Source organism: Actinoplanes teichomyceticus ATCC 31121 (genome assembly GCF_003711105.1).
Taxonomy (GTDB): Bacteria; Actinomycetota; Actinomycetes; order Mycobacteriales; family Micromonosporaceae; genus Actinoplanes; species Actinoplanes teichomyceticus.
This window is the reverse complement of the sequence record NZ_CP023865.1, coordinates 5,115,602-5,133,571: the sequence shown is the minus strand read 5'-3', so window position 1 is coordinate 5,133,571 and position 17,970 is coordinate 5,115,602. Positions and strand designations below refer to the sequence as shown.

At 74.1% G+C, this 17,970-nt stretch carries 10 protein-coding genes; 6 read left to right on the top strand and 4 right to left on the bottom strand.

The window, feature by feature from the left end; all coding sequences use genetic code 11:
* The first annotated feature begins 153 nt into the window (after positions 1-153).
* The 4 genes from ACTEI_RS39020 (at position 154) to araD (ending at position 11,552) form a co-directional block, all read left to right on the top strand.
* Positions 154-7,632, top strand: a complete 7,479-nt coding sequence (locus ACTEI_RS39020; RefSeq protein WP_262384641.1) for a DUF3320 domain-containing protein — start codon at positions 154-156, stop codon at positions 7,630-7,632.
* Positions 7,633-8,339: 707 nt separating this feature from the next.
* Entirely contained in the window at positions 8,340-9,683 is a 1,344-nt protein-coding gene (locus tag ACTEI_RS22590; protein ID WP_122982338.1) for a hypothetical protein, read from the top strand.
* A gap of 10 nt (positions 9,684-9,693) precedes the next feature.
* On the top strand, positions 9,694-10,740 hold the full coding sequence (gene pstS, locus ACTEI_RS22585) for a phosphate ABC transporter substrate-binding protein PstS (RefSeq protein ID WP_122979478.1): 1,047 nt from the start codon (positions 9,694-9,696) through the stop codon (positions 10,738-10,740).
* Between the two features lie 98 nt (positions 10,741-10,838).
* Positions 10,839-11,552 (top strand): L-ribulose-5-phosphate 4-epimerase AraD, encoded by a 714-nt coding sequence (araD, locus tag ACTEI_RS22580; protein WP_122979477.1) that lies wholly within the window; start codon positions 10,839-10,841, stop codon positions 11,550-11,552.
* 306 nt (positions 11,553-11,858) lie between these two features.
* Here araD and ACTEI_RS22575 read toward each other — a convergent pair whose 3' ends face one another.
* Positions 11,859-12,488, bottom strand: coding sequence for a TetR/AcrR family transcriptional regulator (locus ACTEI_RS22575; RefSeq protein WP_122979476.1), 630 nt, complete (start codon positions 12,486-12,488; stop codon positions 11,859-11,861).
* A 62-nt stretch (positions 12,489-12,550) separates the two neighbouring features.
* Here ACTEI_RS22575 and ACTEI_RS22570 point away from each other — a divergent pair, with 62 nt between their 5' ends.
* Complete coding sequence (locus ACTEI_RS22570) at positions 12,551-13,528, top strand: hypothetical protein (protein WP_122979475.1); 978 nt, start codon at positions 12,551-12,553, stop codon at positions 13,526-13,528.
* 12 nt (positions 13,529-13,540) lie between these two features.
* On the opposite strand, the gene ACTEI_RS22565 is transcribed toward ACTEI_RS22570, so the two are convergent.
* The 3 genes from ACTEI_RS22565 to ACTEI_RS22555 form a co-directional block, all read right to left on the bottom strand.
* A complete protein-coding gene (locus tag ACTEI_RS22565) occupies positions 13,541-14,461 on the bottom strand; it encodes a hypothetical protein (RefSeq protein ID WP_122979474.1) in 921 nt (306 codons plus the stop codon).
* Between the two features lie 454 nt (positions 14,462-14,915).
* On the bottom strand, positions 14,916-15,395 hold the full coding sequence (locus ACTEI_RS22560) for a DUF3592 domain-containing protein (protein WP_122979473.1): 480 nt from the start codon (positions 15,393-15,395) through the stop codon (positions 14,916-14,918).
* Between the two features lie 262 nt (positions 15,396-15,657).
* The gene (locus ACTEI_RS22555) at positions 15,658-16,656 is read right to left on the bottom strand and encodes a LacI family DNA-binding transcriptional regulator (protein WP_122982337.1); all 999 of its coding nucleotides are present in this window, start codon (positions 16,654-16,656) and stop codon (positions 15,658-15,660) included.
* A gap of 321 nt (positions 16,657-16,977) precedes the next feature.
* Between ACTEI_RS22555 and ACTEI_RS22550 the strand changes: the two genes are divergently transcribed.
* A complete protein-coding gene (locus ACTEI_RS22550; protein ID WP_122979472.1) occupies positions 16,978-17,961 on the top strand; it encodes an ABC transporter substrate-binding protein in 984 nt (327 codons plus the stop codon).
* The last annotated feature ends 9 nt before the right edge of the window (positions 17,962-17,970 follow it).

Sequence of the window (17,970 nt, the reverse complement as noted above, 5' to 3'; positions counted from 1 at the left end):
ACCGGTGTGACTGCTGAGGCAACGGTCTGCTCCGATCCGCGCGGAACATCGGATTAACCGGAGGAAACGCCACCACGCGGCCCGTCGCCTTGCTGGAATGGGAAAATGCGGTGGGATCAATCGGACGGGTTGACCGGGCGGCCTGATGCCCGTGTGCGGGCGACGCTGGAGTCGTGGCGGGACGGGCTGCTCGACCTCACCGGCGCCAATCCGCTGATCGACGTACGGGCCACGGCGCCCGGCGTGGTGGAGATCGTCAGCCCGTCGCCGCGCAGCATCGTGGAGGCTCTCCAGCAGGGCCGTGAGTGCGGTTTCCTCGGCATCGAGGAGCAGGCGGAGGGGCCGCGGCCACGGGCCACCCACGTGTTCCAGACCGCGATGACCGACGCCGAGATGGACACCACGCTGCGGGCGCTGCGCCGCGCCGCCCACCGTGACCTGCTCGAACAGGGCATCGCCTCGCTCTACCTGGGGCTGGGCACGGTCCGCTGGCGTGACGACGGCAGTGAGCACGTCAGCCCGATCCTGCTGATCCCGGTCGATCTGGTCACCCCGGATCCGCAGGACTATCCGCGGCTGCGGGTCCGTGCCGAGGATCCGATCGTCAACCCGGCCCTGGACATCTGCCTGCGCCGGCACAACATCGAGCTGCCCGCCGTGGACAGCCTGGCCGCCCTCGACGTCACGGTCTTCTGGGCGCGCCTGGACGCCGCTCTCGGCGACCATCCGGACTGGCACTCCGACGAGGCGGTGATGCTCACCCGGTTCGCCGTGCACCGCGAGGTGATGTACACCGACCTGCTCGACCACGAGCGTCAGATCCTCGCCCATCCGGTGGTCCGGGCCCTGGCCACCGGCCCCGAGGGGCAGTCCGACGCGTTCAAGTTCGACGTGATCTCCGGTCGTCGTATCGACGAGCTGGCCAGCCCGGACGACGTGCCGCTGGTCCTCGACGCCGACGCCGCGCAGCGGGCCTGCATCACCGCCGCGCTGCACGGGCGCACCTTCGTGATGCGCGGCGCGCCCGGCACCGGCAAGTCGCAGACGATCGCCAACATGATCGGCTGCCTGCTGCACGCCGGCCGGCGGGTGCTGTTCGTCGCCGAGAAGGCCGCCGCGCTGGACACCGTGCGGGACCGGCTCGCCCCCAGCGGTCTCGACGACTACCTCCTCGAACTGCACAGCGGCCGGACCGGCCGGCACCAGGTGGCGGCCGCGCTGGCCGCCGCGCTCGACTTCATCCCGCTGCCGCCGCCGGACCTGTCCACCGACGAACGGGAGGCGCTGCGCGAGCACCGGCAACGGCTCAACGCGTACGCCGAGGCGATGAACGAGGTGCGCGAGCCGCTCGGCCACCGCCTGCACGACGTGCTGGGCATGTGCGCGCAGATGACCGACGTGCCGCAGGGACCCGCGCTGGGCGAGCTGCCGATCCCGCTCACCACCCAGTCGTTGCAGCGGGTCCGGGACGCGGCCGAACGCCTCAGCCGCGCCTGGCGTCCGGCCCGGGAGGGCGACGACTTCCTCTGGCGTGACGTGATCGACCACAACCGCCTCGACGCCCGCCTGCATCAGGCGCAGACGGCCCTGGACCACCTGAGCGAGGCGATCGAACGCGACCCGCTCGCCGAGGCGTTCGCGATCGGCACGATCGGTGAGGCGCTCACCCTGACCACGCTGGTCGGGCACGCCACGCGCCGCCCGCCCGAGGCCGCGGACGAGTGGCTCACCATGCACAGCCTGGAACCGGTGGCCCGGGCCGCGGAGGGCCTGCTGCGCCATCTCACGGCGCTGCACCAGGCCGAGGACGCGGTCCGCGCCCGGGCCGGGGTGACCTGGAGCGCGCTGCCGTCGCCCAGCAAGCTGCCGATCATCCCGAGCCTGAGCCATCTGCGCCCGCCGGCCGTCGAGCTGCTGCCGTTGACCGCCGCGCAAGCCCGTGGCCTGGCTCGCCGGTTCGCCGACGAGGCCGACCGTCTCGAACAGCACCAGCACAGCCTGGACCGGGTCACCGCCCGGCTCGGGCTGCCCAACGTGGTGGCGTTCACCGATCTGCCCCGCTTGGCGACGATCGTCGAGCTGCTGTCGCGCCCGGACAAGCCGGAACCCGCGTGGTTCGACGGCCCCGGGCTCAACGCCGCGCACGCCGCGATGCGCCACCTGCGGCGGGCGGTCAACGTGGTCAAGGCCGCCGAGACACGGGCCCGGGAGTACTTCACCGAGAACGCTCTGGCCGAGCCGGTGGACGAGCTGGCCGAGCGGTTCGCCCATCAGTACCGGGGGATCCGCAAGCTGCGGGCGCCGTACCGGCGTGACAAGCGGGCGGCCGCACAGATCGCCCGGTCCGACGTGAAACGGTCCCAGGCGGTGGCCAACCTGAGCGCTGCCGCCGCCTGGAAACGGGCCCTGCAGGAGCTCGACGAGGCGGAGGCCGAGCACGCCGGCATCCTGGGCCGGCACTGGCAGCGGCTGGACACCGACTTCGAGGCGATCGAACGCGCGCTGCGGACCGCCGAGGAGACGCTGCAGGTCACCCCGCCGGAGGCGCTGCCCACCCTCATCGAGCGGATCTGCGCGCCCACCCCGAACAGCGCGATCATCCGGATCGTCGGCGAGGCCGGCAAGGAGTTCGACCGGTGGACCGCCGCGCTGCGCCCGCCGCCCGAGCACGCGCCCCGGCCGCAACTGGGCGCCGGCCCGATCCACGACGCGGTCACCTGGCTGCGCGCCCACGTCGAGCCGCTCACCGCGGTCGCCGAGCTGGTGCAGGCGTACAGCGCCGCGGCCGGGCGGGATTTCACCCTGGCGGAGGCGGCCGCGATCGGCCTGCTGCGGGAGAGCGCGGCGGAGGCCGCCGCGGCGCTGTCGGCCAACGCCAAGGAGTACGCCCGGGTCCTCGGCAGCGCCTACCGCGGCACCCAGACCGACGTGGAGGCGCTCGCCACCGCGATGGCGTGGACCTCCGAGGCCAGGCGCATCCGCAACGGCGCGGACATCGCGTTCACCCCCGAGCAGGCCGAGCTTCTCGGCCGGGCGCGTCTCACCGACGTCCTGCCGGCCCGGGTCGCCGAATGGCAGGCTGCCCGGGACTGGATCCTGCGCGCGTTCGCGCCCAGCCGGCACCCGAGCCTCGGCGCGGCCCTGGGCGAGCGCGACTCCGCCGGTGCGCTGCTGCGGGAGTTCCTCGAGGACAGCCAGGGCCAGCAGGAGTGGTTCGAGCACCGGGCGGCTCGTGCGATCCTCGCCGAGCACGGCCTGGACGCCGTCGTCGACTTCTGCGCCGCCGAGGACCTCCCGGTCGAGCAAATCCTGCCGGTCCTCGGCCGCGCGCTCTTCGAGTCGTGGGCCGACGCGATCATCCGGGACGACGACCGGCTCGCTCCGCTCGACGCGGTCTCCCGCGACCGGCTCGTCGACGAGTTCCGGATCTGGGACCTCCGGTTGCAGCGGGCCGCCGCGGCCGAGGTGATGAATGCCGTCGACGCGCTGCAGCCGGCCGAGGCGGCGGCCGGCGAGGCGGCCCTGCTGCGCGCCTCCGCCGCCCAGCACGGCAACCGCCTGCCGGTCCGCGACCTGTTCGCCCGCACCATGCACGCCGCGATGGCGGTCAAACCGTGCCTGGTGATGTCGCCGGCCGACGTGAGCCGGTTGCTGCCGGCCGGGCTGCCGTTCGACGTGGTGATCATCGACGAGGCGTCCCGGGTGCCGGTGCCCGACGCGCTCACCTGCGTCTATCGGGGCAACGCCCTGGTGATCTGCGGCGACGACCGGCAACTGACCGCCGCCCCGCTCCCCGGCGGCGACCAGCGGTCGATCCTGGAACTGGCCCTGGCCTGCGGAGCGTTCCGCACGCTCGACCTGGCCACGCATTACCGCAGCCGCGACGAGTCGCTGATCGCGTTCGCCAACCACGCGTTCTACCAGGGACGGCTCAACACCTTCCCGGCCTTCGCGCCGGCCGGCCCGGACGGGGGCGTGCAGCTCTACCCGGCCACCGGCGAGCAGCCGCTGGCCGAAGTGGTCGCCACCCGGGTCGCACATCACCTGGTCACCCGGCCGGAACTGACCCTCGGCGTGGTGGTGTGCACGCCGCAGGACGCGGCCGCGGTGGAGGCGGCCGTCGCGGACATGGTCGTGCCCCCCGAGGACGACCGGTTGCGCGGCTTCTTCATCAAGGACCTGGACGCCGTGCAGGGCGACGAACGCGACGTGGTGATCTTCGCGATCGGTGACGAGTTCGACGACCTGCGCGGCGCGGACGGCTGGCGCCGGCTGAACGTGGCGATCACCCGTGCCCGCCGGCGCGTCGAGGTCGTCTCCGCGCTGCGCGCCCGTGACCTGCCCGACGGCGACGACAGCCTGCGCCACCTGGCCGGTTACCTCGACTACGCGGCCCGGGGAATGACCGCGCTGCGGCTGGAGGAGCCGGACGGCGTCGAGTCGCAGACCCCGTTCGAGGACTCGGTGCGCGACGTCATCCGCGGCTGGGGCTACCGGGTGCACACCCGGGTCGGCGCCGGCGCGTTCCGGATCGACCTGGCGGTGCGCCGCTCGGCCCGGCGCAACGCGCCGTACGCCCTCGGCATCGAGTGCGACGGCACGACCTACGATTCCGCGCCCACCGCCCGCGACCGGGACCGCATCCGCGAGCAGGTGCTGACCGGCCTGGGCTGGCGACTGCATCGCATCTGGGGCACCGCGTGGTACCTGGACCGGCAGCGGGAGGAGGCGCGGCTGCGGGCGGCGATCGAGGAGGCGTTCGCCACCCTGCCCGACGCGGAGGTGCCGCAGCTGGCGGTCGCCACCACGCCGGCCGCGGAGAAGGTCTCGCCGTCTGCCGAGAAGTACTCGGTGGCGGAGGCCGCGGAGAGCTACGCCGCCGGCTACGGCGACACGGCGGCGCAGACCGAGGCGCCCGTCGTGCCGGCCGCGACGGCAGCCCGCGCGGACGACCGGAGCGGGGCCGGGCAACCGGCATTCGCCGCGCAGCGGGGCCGCCTCGTTCCGGAGGCCGGCGAGGTCCGGCGCGAGCCGGTGCCGGAGGCGGAACTCGCCGCCGCGGTGTCCGGGATGCCACCGGCCGCGGAGGCGCCGGAGGGCGCTTCCACCCAGACCGCGGCGCGGCCACCGGAAGCCGGATCCGTCCGGCCCGTGGCACGGGTGCCGGAAGCCGGGCCCGTCCCGCCCGCGGCGCAGGAGTCGGTGCCCGCGACTCCGGGAGCCGGTGCCCGCCAGCCTCAGCCCGTGTACACCGAACAGGCTGCGGACGAGTCGGAGCCCGTGTACACCGAACAGGCTGCGGACGAGTCGGAGTCCGTGCTCGCCGAACACGCTGCCGGCCAGCCGGTGTCCGCTTTCACGGAGGCGGTGGCCGACGAGCTCGGGGCCGCCTCGAACGCGGGCGTGGCTGCCGAGCGCCTCCTTTCCTGGACCGACGCCGACGACCTGGGTCTGGCGGGGGCCGAGGCAGCCGCCGAGGCCGACCTCGCCGCCGCGCACGCCGCCGACGGCGCCCGCCCCGCGCAGCCGGCCCCGGCCGAGCCCCATGACGGCGCCCTCGTGCCCGATTTCGATTACGACGAGCCGCCGCCGGTCCAGGCGCGGGGGCGTGGGGCCGAACCGATCCTCGGCCAGGCCGCCGAGGCGGACGTCGCCGCGACGCACGCGGCCGAACACGCCGCCCTGGCCCGGGTCTCGGCCGAGTTCGCCGCCGCGCAGGCCGGAGCCGAGGAACTCGCCGCCGCCGAGGCCTACCTCGGCACCACCCTGGAGAGCACGGTCGCCGAGCTGCGACCCTACCGGGGCGAGGACACCGGCCGCCGGGGCGCGCACGCCGCCCGGACCGGCGAGGACGCCGCTCCGGCCGCACGGAGCCGGGCTGCGGCCGGTGCCGGGCACACCGACCCGGCCACGTGGCCCACCGCCCCCACCGACCGGACCGTCCGCGCCGAGTGGCCGTTCGCCAGCCGGGCGGACGCCCCGGACCGGGTGGCATGGCCGCTCGCCACTGGTGATCACCCGGCCGGACCCGGCGGACGTCACGTGTCGCCGGTGCAGTGGCCGGCCGCCGACCGCGAGGCCGGTGACGTGCCCGCCGCAGAGCAGCGGGATCCCGAGCAGGTGGACCGGTCGCCCGCCGAGGACGCCCCGGTCCGCGCGGAGTGGCCGTTCGCCAGCCGCGCCGACGTCCCCGAGCGGGTCGAGTGGCCCTCGGCGACCCGGCCGCAACCGGCTGAGCCCGGCGAAACCGCGGAAGACGCCGAGGGCGCCGGCACGGCATTCGACCGGCCGACGGCGACCCGGGAGGAGCCGGTCGGCCGCGGACGCACGGTCACGGCGTTCGACTGGCCGTCGATCGCCCGCCCGGAGCCGGCCGAATCCGGGCGCGCGGTCTCGCCGGTCGACTGGCCGGTGGCGTCCCGGGAGGAGCCGGCCGAATCCGGGCGCACGGTCACGCCCGTGGAGTGGCCGGTCGCGACCCGCGGGGAGCCGGTGGAGTGGCCGGTCGCGACCCGCGGGGAGCCGGTGGAGTCGCCGGCCGCGACCGGCGGGGAGCCCGCGGAACCGGAACGCATGGTGTCGCCGGCCGACCGGTCCAGCGCGGCCCTCGCCGACCGCACCGCCGCCAGCCGTGAGGACCTCGCTGAGGTCGCCGCCCGGTTCGGGGTCGGCACCGAGGAGCTGGCCGCGGCCGCCGCCCAGTTCCTGGCCGGGCTGCACGAGACCACCGAACCCGCCGACCGTCTCGGCGCCATCTCGCAGATCCGCGCTGAGCTCACGTCCACCGACCTGAGCCCGGACCTGGCCGACGCGGCCGCCACCGTGGCCGAGCGGTCCGTCCACGCGGACGCCGGGGAGGCCCCACGGCCCACGTGGTACCAGGCGATGGAGGGGCAGCCGGACATCGCCGCCGCGGTCGCCGAGTTCGAGGAGACGATGGCCGCTCCGCCCGGGTGGATCCACCACGAGGAGGCGACCGTCGAGGCGGCCCCGGAGCGCGGCCGGACGGCCGTGTCGCACGCCGACGAGTGGGCTCGGCCCTACCGCAAGGCGAACCTGGCGCCGCTGCCGCCGGGCGCCGTCCTCACCGACCCGGGTCTGCGTCCGGCGCTGGTCGCCGCGGTGCGGCGGCTGGCCGAGATCGAGGGCCCGGTGCACATCAGCGTGGTCCTGCAGCGGATGCGGGAACAGTGGGGCCTGACCCGGATCACCCGGCCGGCCCGTGCCGCGGTGGAGGCCGCGATCGAGGAGGCCGGCGTGGTCTGGGACGGCGCCTTCCTCGCCGACCCGCGCCAGGGTCACCCGGTCGTCCGCCGCCGGGCCCAGGGCGTGGCCCGCAAGGCCGATCAGATCTCCGACGCCGAGCTCGCGGTGGCCCTGGAGAACCTGGTGATCGACGGCGGCGTCATGGCCATCGACGAACTGCTGGCCGCGGTCACCAAGCTCTACGGATGGTCCACCCGGCGCTCGACGGCGCTCGACGCCCGCCTGACCGGCCTGATGGCCGACCTGGTCGCCGCGGGACACCTCGTCCAGCAGCCGGACGGCCTGTCCGCCGCCCACGGCCTGCCCGATCCGCTGCATCTGCCGCATCACGACTCCGCCCGCCGCCTCTCCCGCCACCGCCGCTGAGGAGACGACCCGCCCGTCCCTCGGGTCCACCGTGAGCCCTGCCCCAGGGGCAAGGTCAAGCCCGCGGGGGCGCCCCGGCCGCGGCGCGCCCCGGCGCGGCCCCGGGGTCGCTGCCAGGCGCCCGGCACGCCCGCAGGAGCGGGGAGCCCAGCGCGGAGGGGCGGCGAGCCGGAGCGGACGAGCGGTGAGCCCAGCGCGGAGGGGCGGCGAGCCGGAGCGGACGAGCGGTGAGCCCAGCGCGGAGGGCCGGCGAACCGGAGCGGACGAGCGGTGAGCCGAGCACGGAGGGGCGGCGAGCCGGAGCGGACGAGCGGTGAGCCCAGCACGGCGGGGCGGCGAGCCGGAGCGGACAGGCGGGAAACAACACCGATGGTGATGACACCACGCTCGGCGGGGTGCGGTGAAAATAGGGCGCCGGGCACGACCGGGCCGGACCCCCATCCTGATTGATCACGGTCGTCGGGCGGCGAATTCCGATAATGTGCCGGAGTCGTGTCGTTCCGGCAATTCCGGCGACCTGACCATATCCTCCATCAGGAACCCTGCAATTCCGGCGACCTGACCAGATGCTTCGCCAGGACCCCTGAGATGCGTCACCACGTGGCAAAACGCGTGACAGAACAACGCGCCGGGGAATCGGGGATGAACGGCGGGTGACGTTTTATCCGGTCAGTGGCGCGGGTGCGGCGATGGATTACCGTGACGGCGTGCCAGCGGTTTTGGAAACGACCAGAGCCACCGCCCGCCAATTGGTGCGGAGCGAGACCCCCGCCCGTCTGCGCCTGTGGTCGGCGCTCGTGATCGTCATGGCGACCGTCCTGCTGGCGGCGACCAGCCTGGTGATGGCCCGGGTGCGGGAGCAGGTGCGCGTCATCGGCCGGGAGGCCGCCCCCCAGGCAGTCACCGCGGCCGACCTCTACGTCGCGCTCAGCGACATGGACGCGCAGGTCACCCGCCTGTTGCTCACCGGCGGATCGGACGCCCTGGCCGGCACCCGGGTGGACGCGCTCGGGGCGTACCGGCAACGGTCCCGCCAGGCCGACGCCGACCTGCAGCGCTCGCTGACCACCGCGTCCGGTCCCGCGGAGCGGGCCGTCGCCCTCGACCTGCTGGACGGCCTCGCCGTCTATCACCAGCGCATCGGCCAGACCCGCAGTGCCCTGGACCGCGGTGGCCGGGCGGCCACCGAGCCCGGCCGGCTGCCGCCGGACGCGCTGGGTCATTACACGCAGGCGACCAACATCCTGCACCTGCGTCTGCTGCCGGACGCCCAGCGGCTGCGCGACGCCGCGACCGCGCGGCTGGACCGGGTCTACGCCGCGAAACGGGCCACCGAGGCCACCGGCATCACTCTGGCGGTCCTGCTCGGCGGGGCCCTCCTCGCCCTGCTGGTGCTCCTGCAGCGATGGCTGACCCGCCGGTTCCACCGCACGTGGAACCCGGCCCTGCTGGCCGCCACCGCGCTCGGCCTGCTGCTCGTGCTCGGCTCGATCATCGTGCTGACCGCCCAGGCCGGCCGGCTGTCCGGCGCCCGGGACGGCGACCTCACGCCGTACCTCAGCCTGTCCCGGCTGCGCGCGATCGGCTACGACGCCGCTGCGGACAGCAGCCGTTACCTGGTCAGCGCGAACCTGGCCGTCTACCGGGACGGCTTCACCGCCAAGGCGTACTGTCTGGGCGCGACCGACCCGCTGGCCGGGTACCGGTGCGGTCCCGGCCTGGCCGAGCTGGCCGGCGACGAGGCGCTCCGGCGCTGGCAGGCCTACCAGCGCGACCACGAGAGGGTGCTGGCGCTCGCCGACTCGGGCCGCACCGGCGCGGCGGTGGACGCGCTGACCGGCATCCGCCGGGGCGACGCGGCGTTCGACTTCGCCTACTTCGACGCCGCGATGGGCGCGGCCACCGACGTACGCAGGCAGGGTTTCGACCGCGCGTGGCGCGACGCGGAACGCGTCCTGCGCGGCTGGGTCGCCCTGCCCCTGGTGGTCCTCGCCCTGATCGTGCTGCTGGTGGCGGTCGGCGTGCGCCGCCGTCTGGCCGAATACCGCTGAGAGGTCGCAGATGAAGAAGCTCCGGGCGGCCGCGCTCGCCGCGCTGCTGCTGCTGTCCGCCTGTGACGAGCCGGTGGCGTCCGCCGAGCCGGTCCCGTGCGCCTCCGGCGAGGCCCGCGGCCAGGGCTCGTCGGCCCAGGCGAGCGCGCTCAACGAGTGGATCCGGCAGTACCAGATCGCCTGCTCGCAGGCGGCCGTCGCCTACGCCAGCTCGGGCTCGGGCGCGGGCGTGCGCGCCTTCCTCGCCGGGACCGGCGACTTCGCCGGCACCGACGCCCCGCTCAACGACGCCGACCGGGCCGCCGCCGCGACCCGCTGCGGTGGCGAGCCGGCCGTGCACCTGCCGCTGGTGATCGGGCCGATCGCGCTGGCCCACAACGTGGCCGGGGTCGGCGAGCTGCGGCTGCGGCCGGCGACCATCGCGAAGATCTTCAGTGGCAGGATCACCAGCTGGAACGATCGGGCGATCGCGGCGGACAACCCGGACACGGTGCTGCCGGCCACCCCGATCCGCACCGTGCACCGCGAGGACAGCTCCGGGACCACGGCCAACTTCACCCGTTTCCTGGCCGACGCGGCGCGGGCCGACTGGCCGTTCCCGGCGGCGAGCGACTGGCCCGCGCCCGGCGGCCTGGCCCGGGCCGGCAGTGACCGGCTGGCCTCGGCGATCACCCGGACGGACGGGGCGATCGGGTACGTCGAGGCCTCCTACGCCCGGGTCAACGAGCTGGCCACGGCGCTGATCGGGGACGCGTACGACGACTTCGTGCCGCCGACCGACGAGGCCGCGGCGGCCGCGGTGGCCGCGGCCACGGTGGCCGGCGCGGACGACCTGCGCCTGACGATCGCCTACCCGCGGCTGCGCAGCGGCGCCTACCCGCTGGTGCAGGTGACCTACGAGGTGGTGTGCCGGACGGGCGCTTCGGAGGTGGCGCGCGGTTTCCTGACGTACGCGGCCAGCCGTGCCGGTCAGGCCGCCGCGCAGCGGGCCGGGTACGCCCCGCTGCCGGACACGCTGCGTAATCGGGTGCACGCGGCCGCCGCCGACCTGCGGTAACCGCGCGTGTTCGCGCTCACAAGTAGATCCCCGAGCCGGTAAGCTGGCACCGCGGATCCCGTATAGTGAGCGCTAACAATCAGCGAAGGAGCGGCGACGTGACGATCGGGTCGGAGGCCCTGCGCCAGGACGTCTGGCTGGCCAACCAGGTGATCCCGAAGGCCGGACTGGCCCAGCTGACCTGGGGCAACGTCAGCGGCGTGGACCGCGAGGGCGGCTTCTTCCTGATCAAGCCGTCCGGCGTGTCGTACGACGATCTCACTCCCGGCATGCTCGTCCCGGTCGACCTGGCCACCGGCAAGGTGCTCGGCGGTGACCTGCGCCCCTCGGTCGACACCGAGTCGCACCGCGCGTTCTACCTCGCCTGGCCGTCGATCGGCGGCATCACGCACACCCACTCCACCAACGCGGTCGCGTTCGCCCAGGCCAACCGGGACATCCCGGTGCTCGGCACGACCCACGCCGACACGTTCAACGGTCCGGTGCCGGTGACCCGTGGCCTGACGCCGCAGGAGTGCGCCACCGACTACGAGTTCAACACCGGCCAGGTGATCATCGAGGCGATCGGTGACGACGAGGCCGCGGCGGCCATGCCCGCCGCGCTGGTCGCCAACCACGGCCCGTTCACCTGGGGCGCCACCCCGAAGAAGTCGGTCGAGCACGCGATCATCGTGGAGGCGGTCGCCGAGATGGCGATCAAGACGCTGGCCCTGAACCCGTCCGCGTCCACGCCGCGGCATCTGCAGGAACGCCACTTCAAGCGCAAGCACGGCCCGGGCGCGTACTACGGAAACCCGGCCGCCAGGTCCTGACCCACCCCGGGCGCGCGCGTCGCCGGCCGTCGCGGCAGCGAACGGCCGGTGAGCGAACAGAACGCGACGCGCCCCGGGGCGGGCCTCCGCGGGCCGCCGCCATCTCCCCGGCCGATCCGGCCGGGCGAGGCGCGGCCCGCCGGCCCGGGCGTGACTGGGAGCATCGCCCGGGCCGGCAGACTTCCCGCCGGCCGGTCCCGCACGCGGCGATCCGGTGCGCTCCTCCGGCGCCGGCCCGGCGCGCAGGATCGGGCGGCGGCCGGCACGCACCGCGACCCGGCGTGACGCTCAGCGCCGGGTCGGTGGTCACGTCGCGCCTTTCGTCGCGTACGTCCCCAGCCCCCGCTCCAGCGCGTCGAACGCGACCCGGGCCGCCGCGCGCACCTGTGCCCGTACCGCATCGGGATCCTCCCCGGCCAGCAACCGGCGCCGGATCGCCGCGTGCAACGCGGAATCCACCGCGGCGATCATGGCGGCGGCGATCGGCGGCATCGCGTCGTCCACGCCGGTCTGGGCCCGCAGCGTGTCGGCTATCGCCGCCTCGGTGCGATCGCGCATCTGCCGCAACCGGGCCTGCAGCGCCGCGCTCTCCTCGACGACCCGCCAGAACCCCGCCATGCCCGGATCGAGGCCCAGCGTCGCCTCCTCCCGGTCCAGTTCGGCGAGGAACGCCCGCCGCAGCGCCGCCACCGCCGACTCGCCGTCCGCCCGGTCCCGGATCGCGGCCGGCAGCCGCTGGACGACCTGCTCCTGCCGGTCGAAGAACAGGTCCTCCTTGGTGGGGAAGTAGTTGAACACGGTGTTCACCGACACCCGCGCCACCCGTGCGACGTCGGCCACGGTGACCCGGTCGAATCCCTGCTCCAGGAACAGTCCGAGCGCGGCGTCGGCGATCGCCGTCCGGGTCGCCTGCTTCTTCTCCTCACGCAGCCCCACCCCGCCATCATAGTGTCACTCAAAACTTGGTGTGACACCAAAAATCTGTCTATGCTGCCGCCATGCTCACCTTCGGCATCTATCCCGGTGGCCTCGGCGTCACCGACGGCGACCAGGTCACCCCGGGTCCACCGGAAGACCCCGACAAGATCGAGGCGGCGCTGCGCGCCCTGCACGGCGACAAACCCTTCCTGGTACGGGGTTACACGCACTACGCCGACGCCACCCGGCGTGCCGGCCGGGCTCCGGCGCCACACCGGCCGGAGGCGCCGCCGAACCCGGCGCGGTACGCCACCGGAGCGCGCCGGCTGGACCTGGTGGCCTGCTTCCGCGAGCCGGGCGCCGACCTCACCGGCTGGCTGGCCTTCCTGCGCGAGCAGCTGCGGGCGCACGGGCCACGACTGGCCGCACTGCAGGTCACCGAGGAGCCCAACCACGCCGGGCCGGGTGGGGACGGTGGCTTCCCGGCCGTCCGGGACGCGCTGGTCACCGGAGTCGTCGAGGCGAAACGCGAGGCCCTGCGGCTCGGCCTGGACGTACGGATCGGCTGCAACGCCACCCTGGACTTCGATCCGGAACAGCGGTTCTGGACCGACCTGGGCCGGCGTGGCGGAACGGAGTTCCGCGACGCGCTGGACTACGTGGGGCTGGACTTCTTCCCGGACGTCTTCCAGCCCGTCCCGGCCGATCGGCTGCCCGCGGTCGTCGCCGCGGTGCTGACCGGCTTCCGGGAGCAGAGCCTGGCCGCGGCCGGGATCCCGGAGTCGGTGCCGGTGCACATCACCGAGCACGGCTGGGCGACCGGACCGGGACGCTCCTACCGGCGCCAGGCGGAGGTGCTCGACCGGGTCGTCGGCGTCGTCGCCGAGCACGCGAACCGGCTCAACATCGACACGTACGAGCACTTCGCGCTCCGGGACGCGGATTCGGACAACCCGGACCCGGTCTTCCAGCTCGGCCTGCTGCGCTCGGACTACACGCCCAAGCCGGCCTTCGAGACGTACCGCCGGTTGATCGCCTCGGGCGCGGGACGCGGGTGAGCGCCGGGACGGTCAGCGGCGTACGGAATGGGCGATGTTGCGGACCAGGGCACGCACGCGCTGGCGGAGGCCGCCGGGAGTCGGCCGGGTGTTGCCGGAGCGGGGGAGCGGGGTCCGCGCGTTGCGGTTCGGCCCCGGGTCGTGGCCGGCCGCGGGCGCGGCGTTGCCGGCCTCGTGACCGGCGGTGGGCGGGGCGTTGCCGGCGTCGTGACCGGCGGTGGGCGGGGCGTTGCCGGCGTCGTGACCGGCGGTGGGCGCGGCGTTGAGTCCGCGCCGGCCGGCGGGCGGGTCGGCGGGGTCCCGGCGGACCCGCGCGGCGATGCCGCCGCTGGACCCGCCGGCCCGCGGGCGCGGGATGCCGCTTCTGGCGGGTGCGGGTGGGAGACCGGTTTCCGGGGGCGGGGGACCGGTTCTCGCGGGCGTGGGCGGCGCGCCGGTTTCGGTGGGTGCGGGCGCGGTGCTGGTTTCCGTGGGCGCGGTGCTGGTTTCCGCGGGCGGGGCGCTGGTTTCCGCGGGCGGGGCGCCGGTTCCCGTGGGCGGGGCGCCGGTTTCGGCGGGCGCCGGCGGCGGCGTCCGGTGCGGAGGGATGGCCGGGGGGTGCCAGGTGAATCGGGTTCCCGACAGCGTGATGGTGCCGCCCGGCGGGCAGAGGCCGGATTCGCGCGACGCCGGCGACGCGGTACGGCCGTAACTGATCATCAGGCTGGTCTCGGTGGCGTCCGCGTCGGTGTGCACGGCCCACACCTCACCGTGGCCGGGCAGGCCGGTGCCGGCGTCGGTCAGGACGCTGTCGCGGCCCCGCAGCGCGATGGTGACATCGAGGCCGAACGCGTCACGGATGCGCAGCGCGCCGGAGAGCCGCGGGCGCCGGCGGCGGCGCAGCCATCCCGGGATGCCTCCGGAGGGGCCGGGGTCCGATCGCACTTCGCTCACCTGTCTCTCGTCGCTCTGCTGGAAGGGGTGGTCCGGTCCTCTCGGCGCTCCGGTCGCAGGGTGGTGGGGTCCCTCGTGACGTCGCTCGACGGGGTGGTCCCGGTGCTGTCGCCGTTCAGGCCCGAAGGGATGGGGGAGTGCCGTGGGGGACCGGTGCGGTGCTGAAGGGGCGACTGCGGGGGGCCGGTGTCGCGCGGGACGGGATCGCCGTCGGACACCCCTCGGACTGTAACGGGCGTGAACGATGAGGCGCGGGTTCATTCACCACTGCGGGTGAGCCCGAAACGGCGCGGCCGCGTGCCGCCTCGGCCCGGCCGGTGGCGGGCGGCCCGGCTCGGGGTGGGTCGGCTCAGGGCAGGCCGGTGGCCGGTGGGCCGGCTCAAGGTGGGTCGGCTCAGGGCAGGCTGGTGGCGGGCGGCCCGGCTCAGGGCAGGTCGGCTCAGGGCAGGTCGGCTCAGGGCAGGTCGGTGAGCGGGCTGCCGGGGGACAGGAAGATCAGGCTGGTCAGGAACAGCGCGACGCCGGCGAAGAGCAGGAAGATGGCGCCCATGATGACCGCGCTCACCGTTCCGGGGGCCTGGCCGGTGGTGGAGACCGCTTGGTCCGGCCGTTCCGGGTCGAAGGCGACGGTCTGCTGGGATCCGGGCAGGTGGGACCGGTTGCTGCTCTGGTCGGTGAGCACCGTACGGATCTCCCGGCCGGTCCGGGTGACGAACGTGACGACCGGCAGGAAACGCATCAGGCCGTGCCGGTGCGCCTCCATCTGGTTGTCGACCACGGTGGCCGTCGCCCGTTCGCCGGTCGCGGTGAGGCGGCGCACGTGGTTCCAGCGGCGCAGGCCGGCAGCGATCATGGTGATCCCCACCCCGGCCGGGACGAGAACCAGGAAGGCCGCCACCAGCAGCGCGAACACGGGAACGCCGGCTTCGATCATGGCGGCAATCTAGCGGATCGGCGGACATCAGGCGGTGGCTCCCGGCGGGTGTCCGCCCGGGCGCACCCGGAGCCGGCCCACCGCGGCCCGACCATCGCGCACCGGGGCGGTGCGCCGCGGTTGCGATGACTGCCGGGCCGGGGCGGTGCGCCGCGGTTGCGATGACTGCCGGGCCGGGGCGGTACGCCGCGTTGCGATGATTGACGGCCGGGGCAGTGCGCCGCCGCCCGGATCACTGCCCGCCGGCCCGGTCGCCGCGGCTTCAGGCGCTGCCCGGACCGGTGCTGGCCCGCCGCACCACCTGCGGGGCCACCACCACGTTCGACGGCGGGGTCTCGCCGTCGGCCCGGGACATGTGATGCAGCAGCAGGGCCAGAGCGCGCCGCCCCAGTTCGGCGAAGTCCTGGTGGACGGTGGTCAGCGGGGGCAGGAAGTAGCCCGAGTCCGGCATGTCGTCGAAGCCGACCACGCTGACGTCCTCCGGCACCCGCCGGCCGGACTCGTGCAGGGCCCGCAGCACGCCCAGCGCGATCCGGTCGTTGGCGCAGAACACCGCGGTCACCGACGGATCGGCGGACAGCCGGCGGCCCTGCTCGTAACCGGCGGCGGCGTCCCACCCGCCGGGCACGACCGGGGGAACGACCGCGCCGGCCGCGTACAGGGTCTCCCGCCAGCCCTCCACCCGGGCCTGGGCCTCCGGCCAGTCGGGTGGCCCGGCGACGTGGTGCACGGTGGCGTGGCCGAGGTCGAGCAGGTGCTGGGTGGCGAGGCGAGCCCCGGCCACGTTGTCCACCCGTACGGTGGGAAACGGATCGGCGCCGGAACCGGCGCCGCCCACCGCGACACAGGTCAGGCCGGTCGGCGCGTGGGTGAGCGCCGTGGTCACGGCGGGTTTCGGGGCGATCGCGATGATGCCGTCGACGTCGTGCTGGGCGAGCCGGTCCACCGCCTCGCGGACCGGGCGGTGGGCCAGTTCGCGGACGGTCGCCACGCTGACCAGGTAGCCGGCGGCGCGGGCGGCGCTCTCGATGCCGTAGAGCATCGACTCGGGTCCGAACAGGGTGGTCTCGAAGCCGATGATGCCGAGGGTGCGGGACTCGCGGGTGGCCAGGGTGCGGGCGGCGAGGTTGCGCCGATAGTTGAGCGAGCGCATGGCGGCCAGCACGCGTTCCCGGGTCTCGGGCCGGACGTTGGGATGATCGTTGATCACCCGGGAGACCGTCTGGTGTGACACGCCGGCCAGTTTGGCCACGTCGCGCATGACGCTGCCGCGCTCCTTGCCGGGGCGCGGCCGGATCACGGTGACGGGTGTCTGGGCAGCCGGCTCGCCGTCCGGCGCCGGGTCAGAGGTCGGCATTGGACGATTCCTAGCAGGTGATCGTTCGGCGACCGGGGGTGATACCGCCGTTCTTGCAATCTCCCGGAAACAACGATCCTGATCTCTTGACGTTCACGTTGAGAACGGTAACACTCACGAAACGCAAGCTGTGACGGCGGTCGCAGCCCCCGTAAGAACTCCGCGGCCCTGGCACCAGTGTGCCTTCCGCTGCTTATTTGTTAACGGTAACAGTTTCAGGAGGTTATGGTGCGTGTGAAGATGATGGCGGCGGCGGTGACCGGCCTGCTGGCCGTGTCCGCGCTGGCCGGTTGCGGTGGTGGCGACGACAAGGGCTCCGGCGGGGACGACGGCAAGCTGGTCCTCGGCTTCTCCCAGGTGGGCGCGGAGAGCGGCTGGCGTACCGCGAACACCAAGGACATCCAGGCGGAGGCGGCCGCCGCGGGCTTCGAGCTCAAGTTCTCCGACGCCGGCGGCAAGCAGGAGCAGCAGATCGCCGCGATCCGTGGCTTCATCACGCAGAAGGTCGACGTCATCGCCTTCTCGCCGGTGGTCACCTCCGGCTGGGACGCGGTGCTGAAGGAGGCCAAGGACGCCGACATCCCGGTGATCCTGACCGACCGCGCGGTGGACTCGCAGGACACCTCGCTGTACAAGACCTTCCTCGGCTCGGACTTCGTCGAGGAGGGCAAGAAGGCCGGTAACTGGCTGGTCAAGGAGTACGAGGGCAAGAACGAGCCGGTCAACGTCGTGGAGCTGCAGGGCACCACGGGCTCGGCGCCGGCCATCGACCGCCAGAAGGGCTTCGCCGAGGCGATCAAGGCGAACCCGAACATCAAGATCGTCAAGGCGCAGACGGGTGACTTCAAGCGCGCCGACGGCAAGACTGTGATGGAGCAGTTCCTCCAGTCCACTCCGGACATCGACGTGCTCTACGCGCACAACGACGACATGGGTCTCGGGGCCATCGAGGCGATCGAGGCGGCCGGCAAGAAGCCCGGCAAGGACATCAAGATCATCACGGTGGACGCGGTCAAGGACGGCATGACGGCGCTCGCCGCCGGCAAGATCAACTACATCGTGGAGTGCAGCCCGCTCCTCGGCAAGCAGCTGATGGACCTGGCCAAGAAGGTCAAGGCCGGCGAGGACGTCCCGCAGCGGGTCCTCACCGAGGAGACCACCTTCACCCCGGAGCAGGCCAAGGCCGCCCTCCCGGACCGCAAGTACTGAGTCAAGGCA

Excerpts from the sequence above, each read along its gene's own strand:
- pstS (WP_122979478.1), top strand. The coding sequence starts at position 9,694 with ATGAAGAAGCTCCGGGCGGCCGCGCTCGCCGCGCTGCTGCTGCTGTCC.
- ACTEI_RS22570 (WP_122979475.1), top strand. The coding sequence starts at position 12,551 with ATGCTCACCTTCGGCATCTATCCCGGTGGCCTCGGCGTCACCGACGGC.
- ACTEI_RS22560 (WP_122979473.1), bottom strand. The coding sequence starts at position 15,395 with ATGATCGAAGCCGGCGTTCCCGTGTTCGCGCTGCTGGTGGCGGCCTTC.
- ACTEI_RS22555 (WP_122982337.1), bottom strand. The coding sequence starts at position 16,656 with ATGCGCGACGTGGCCAAACTGGCCGGCGTGTCACACCAGACGGTCTCC.
- ACTEI_RS22550 (WP_122979472.1), top strand. The coding sequence starts at position 16,978 with ATGGTGCGTGTGAAGATGATGGCGGCGGCGGTGACCGGCCTGCTGGCC.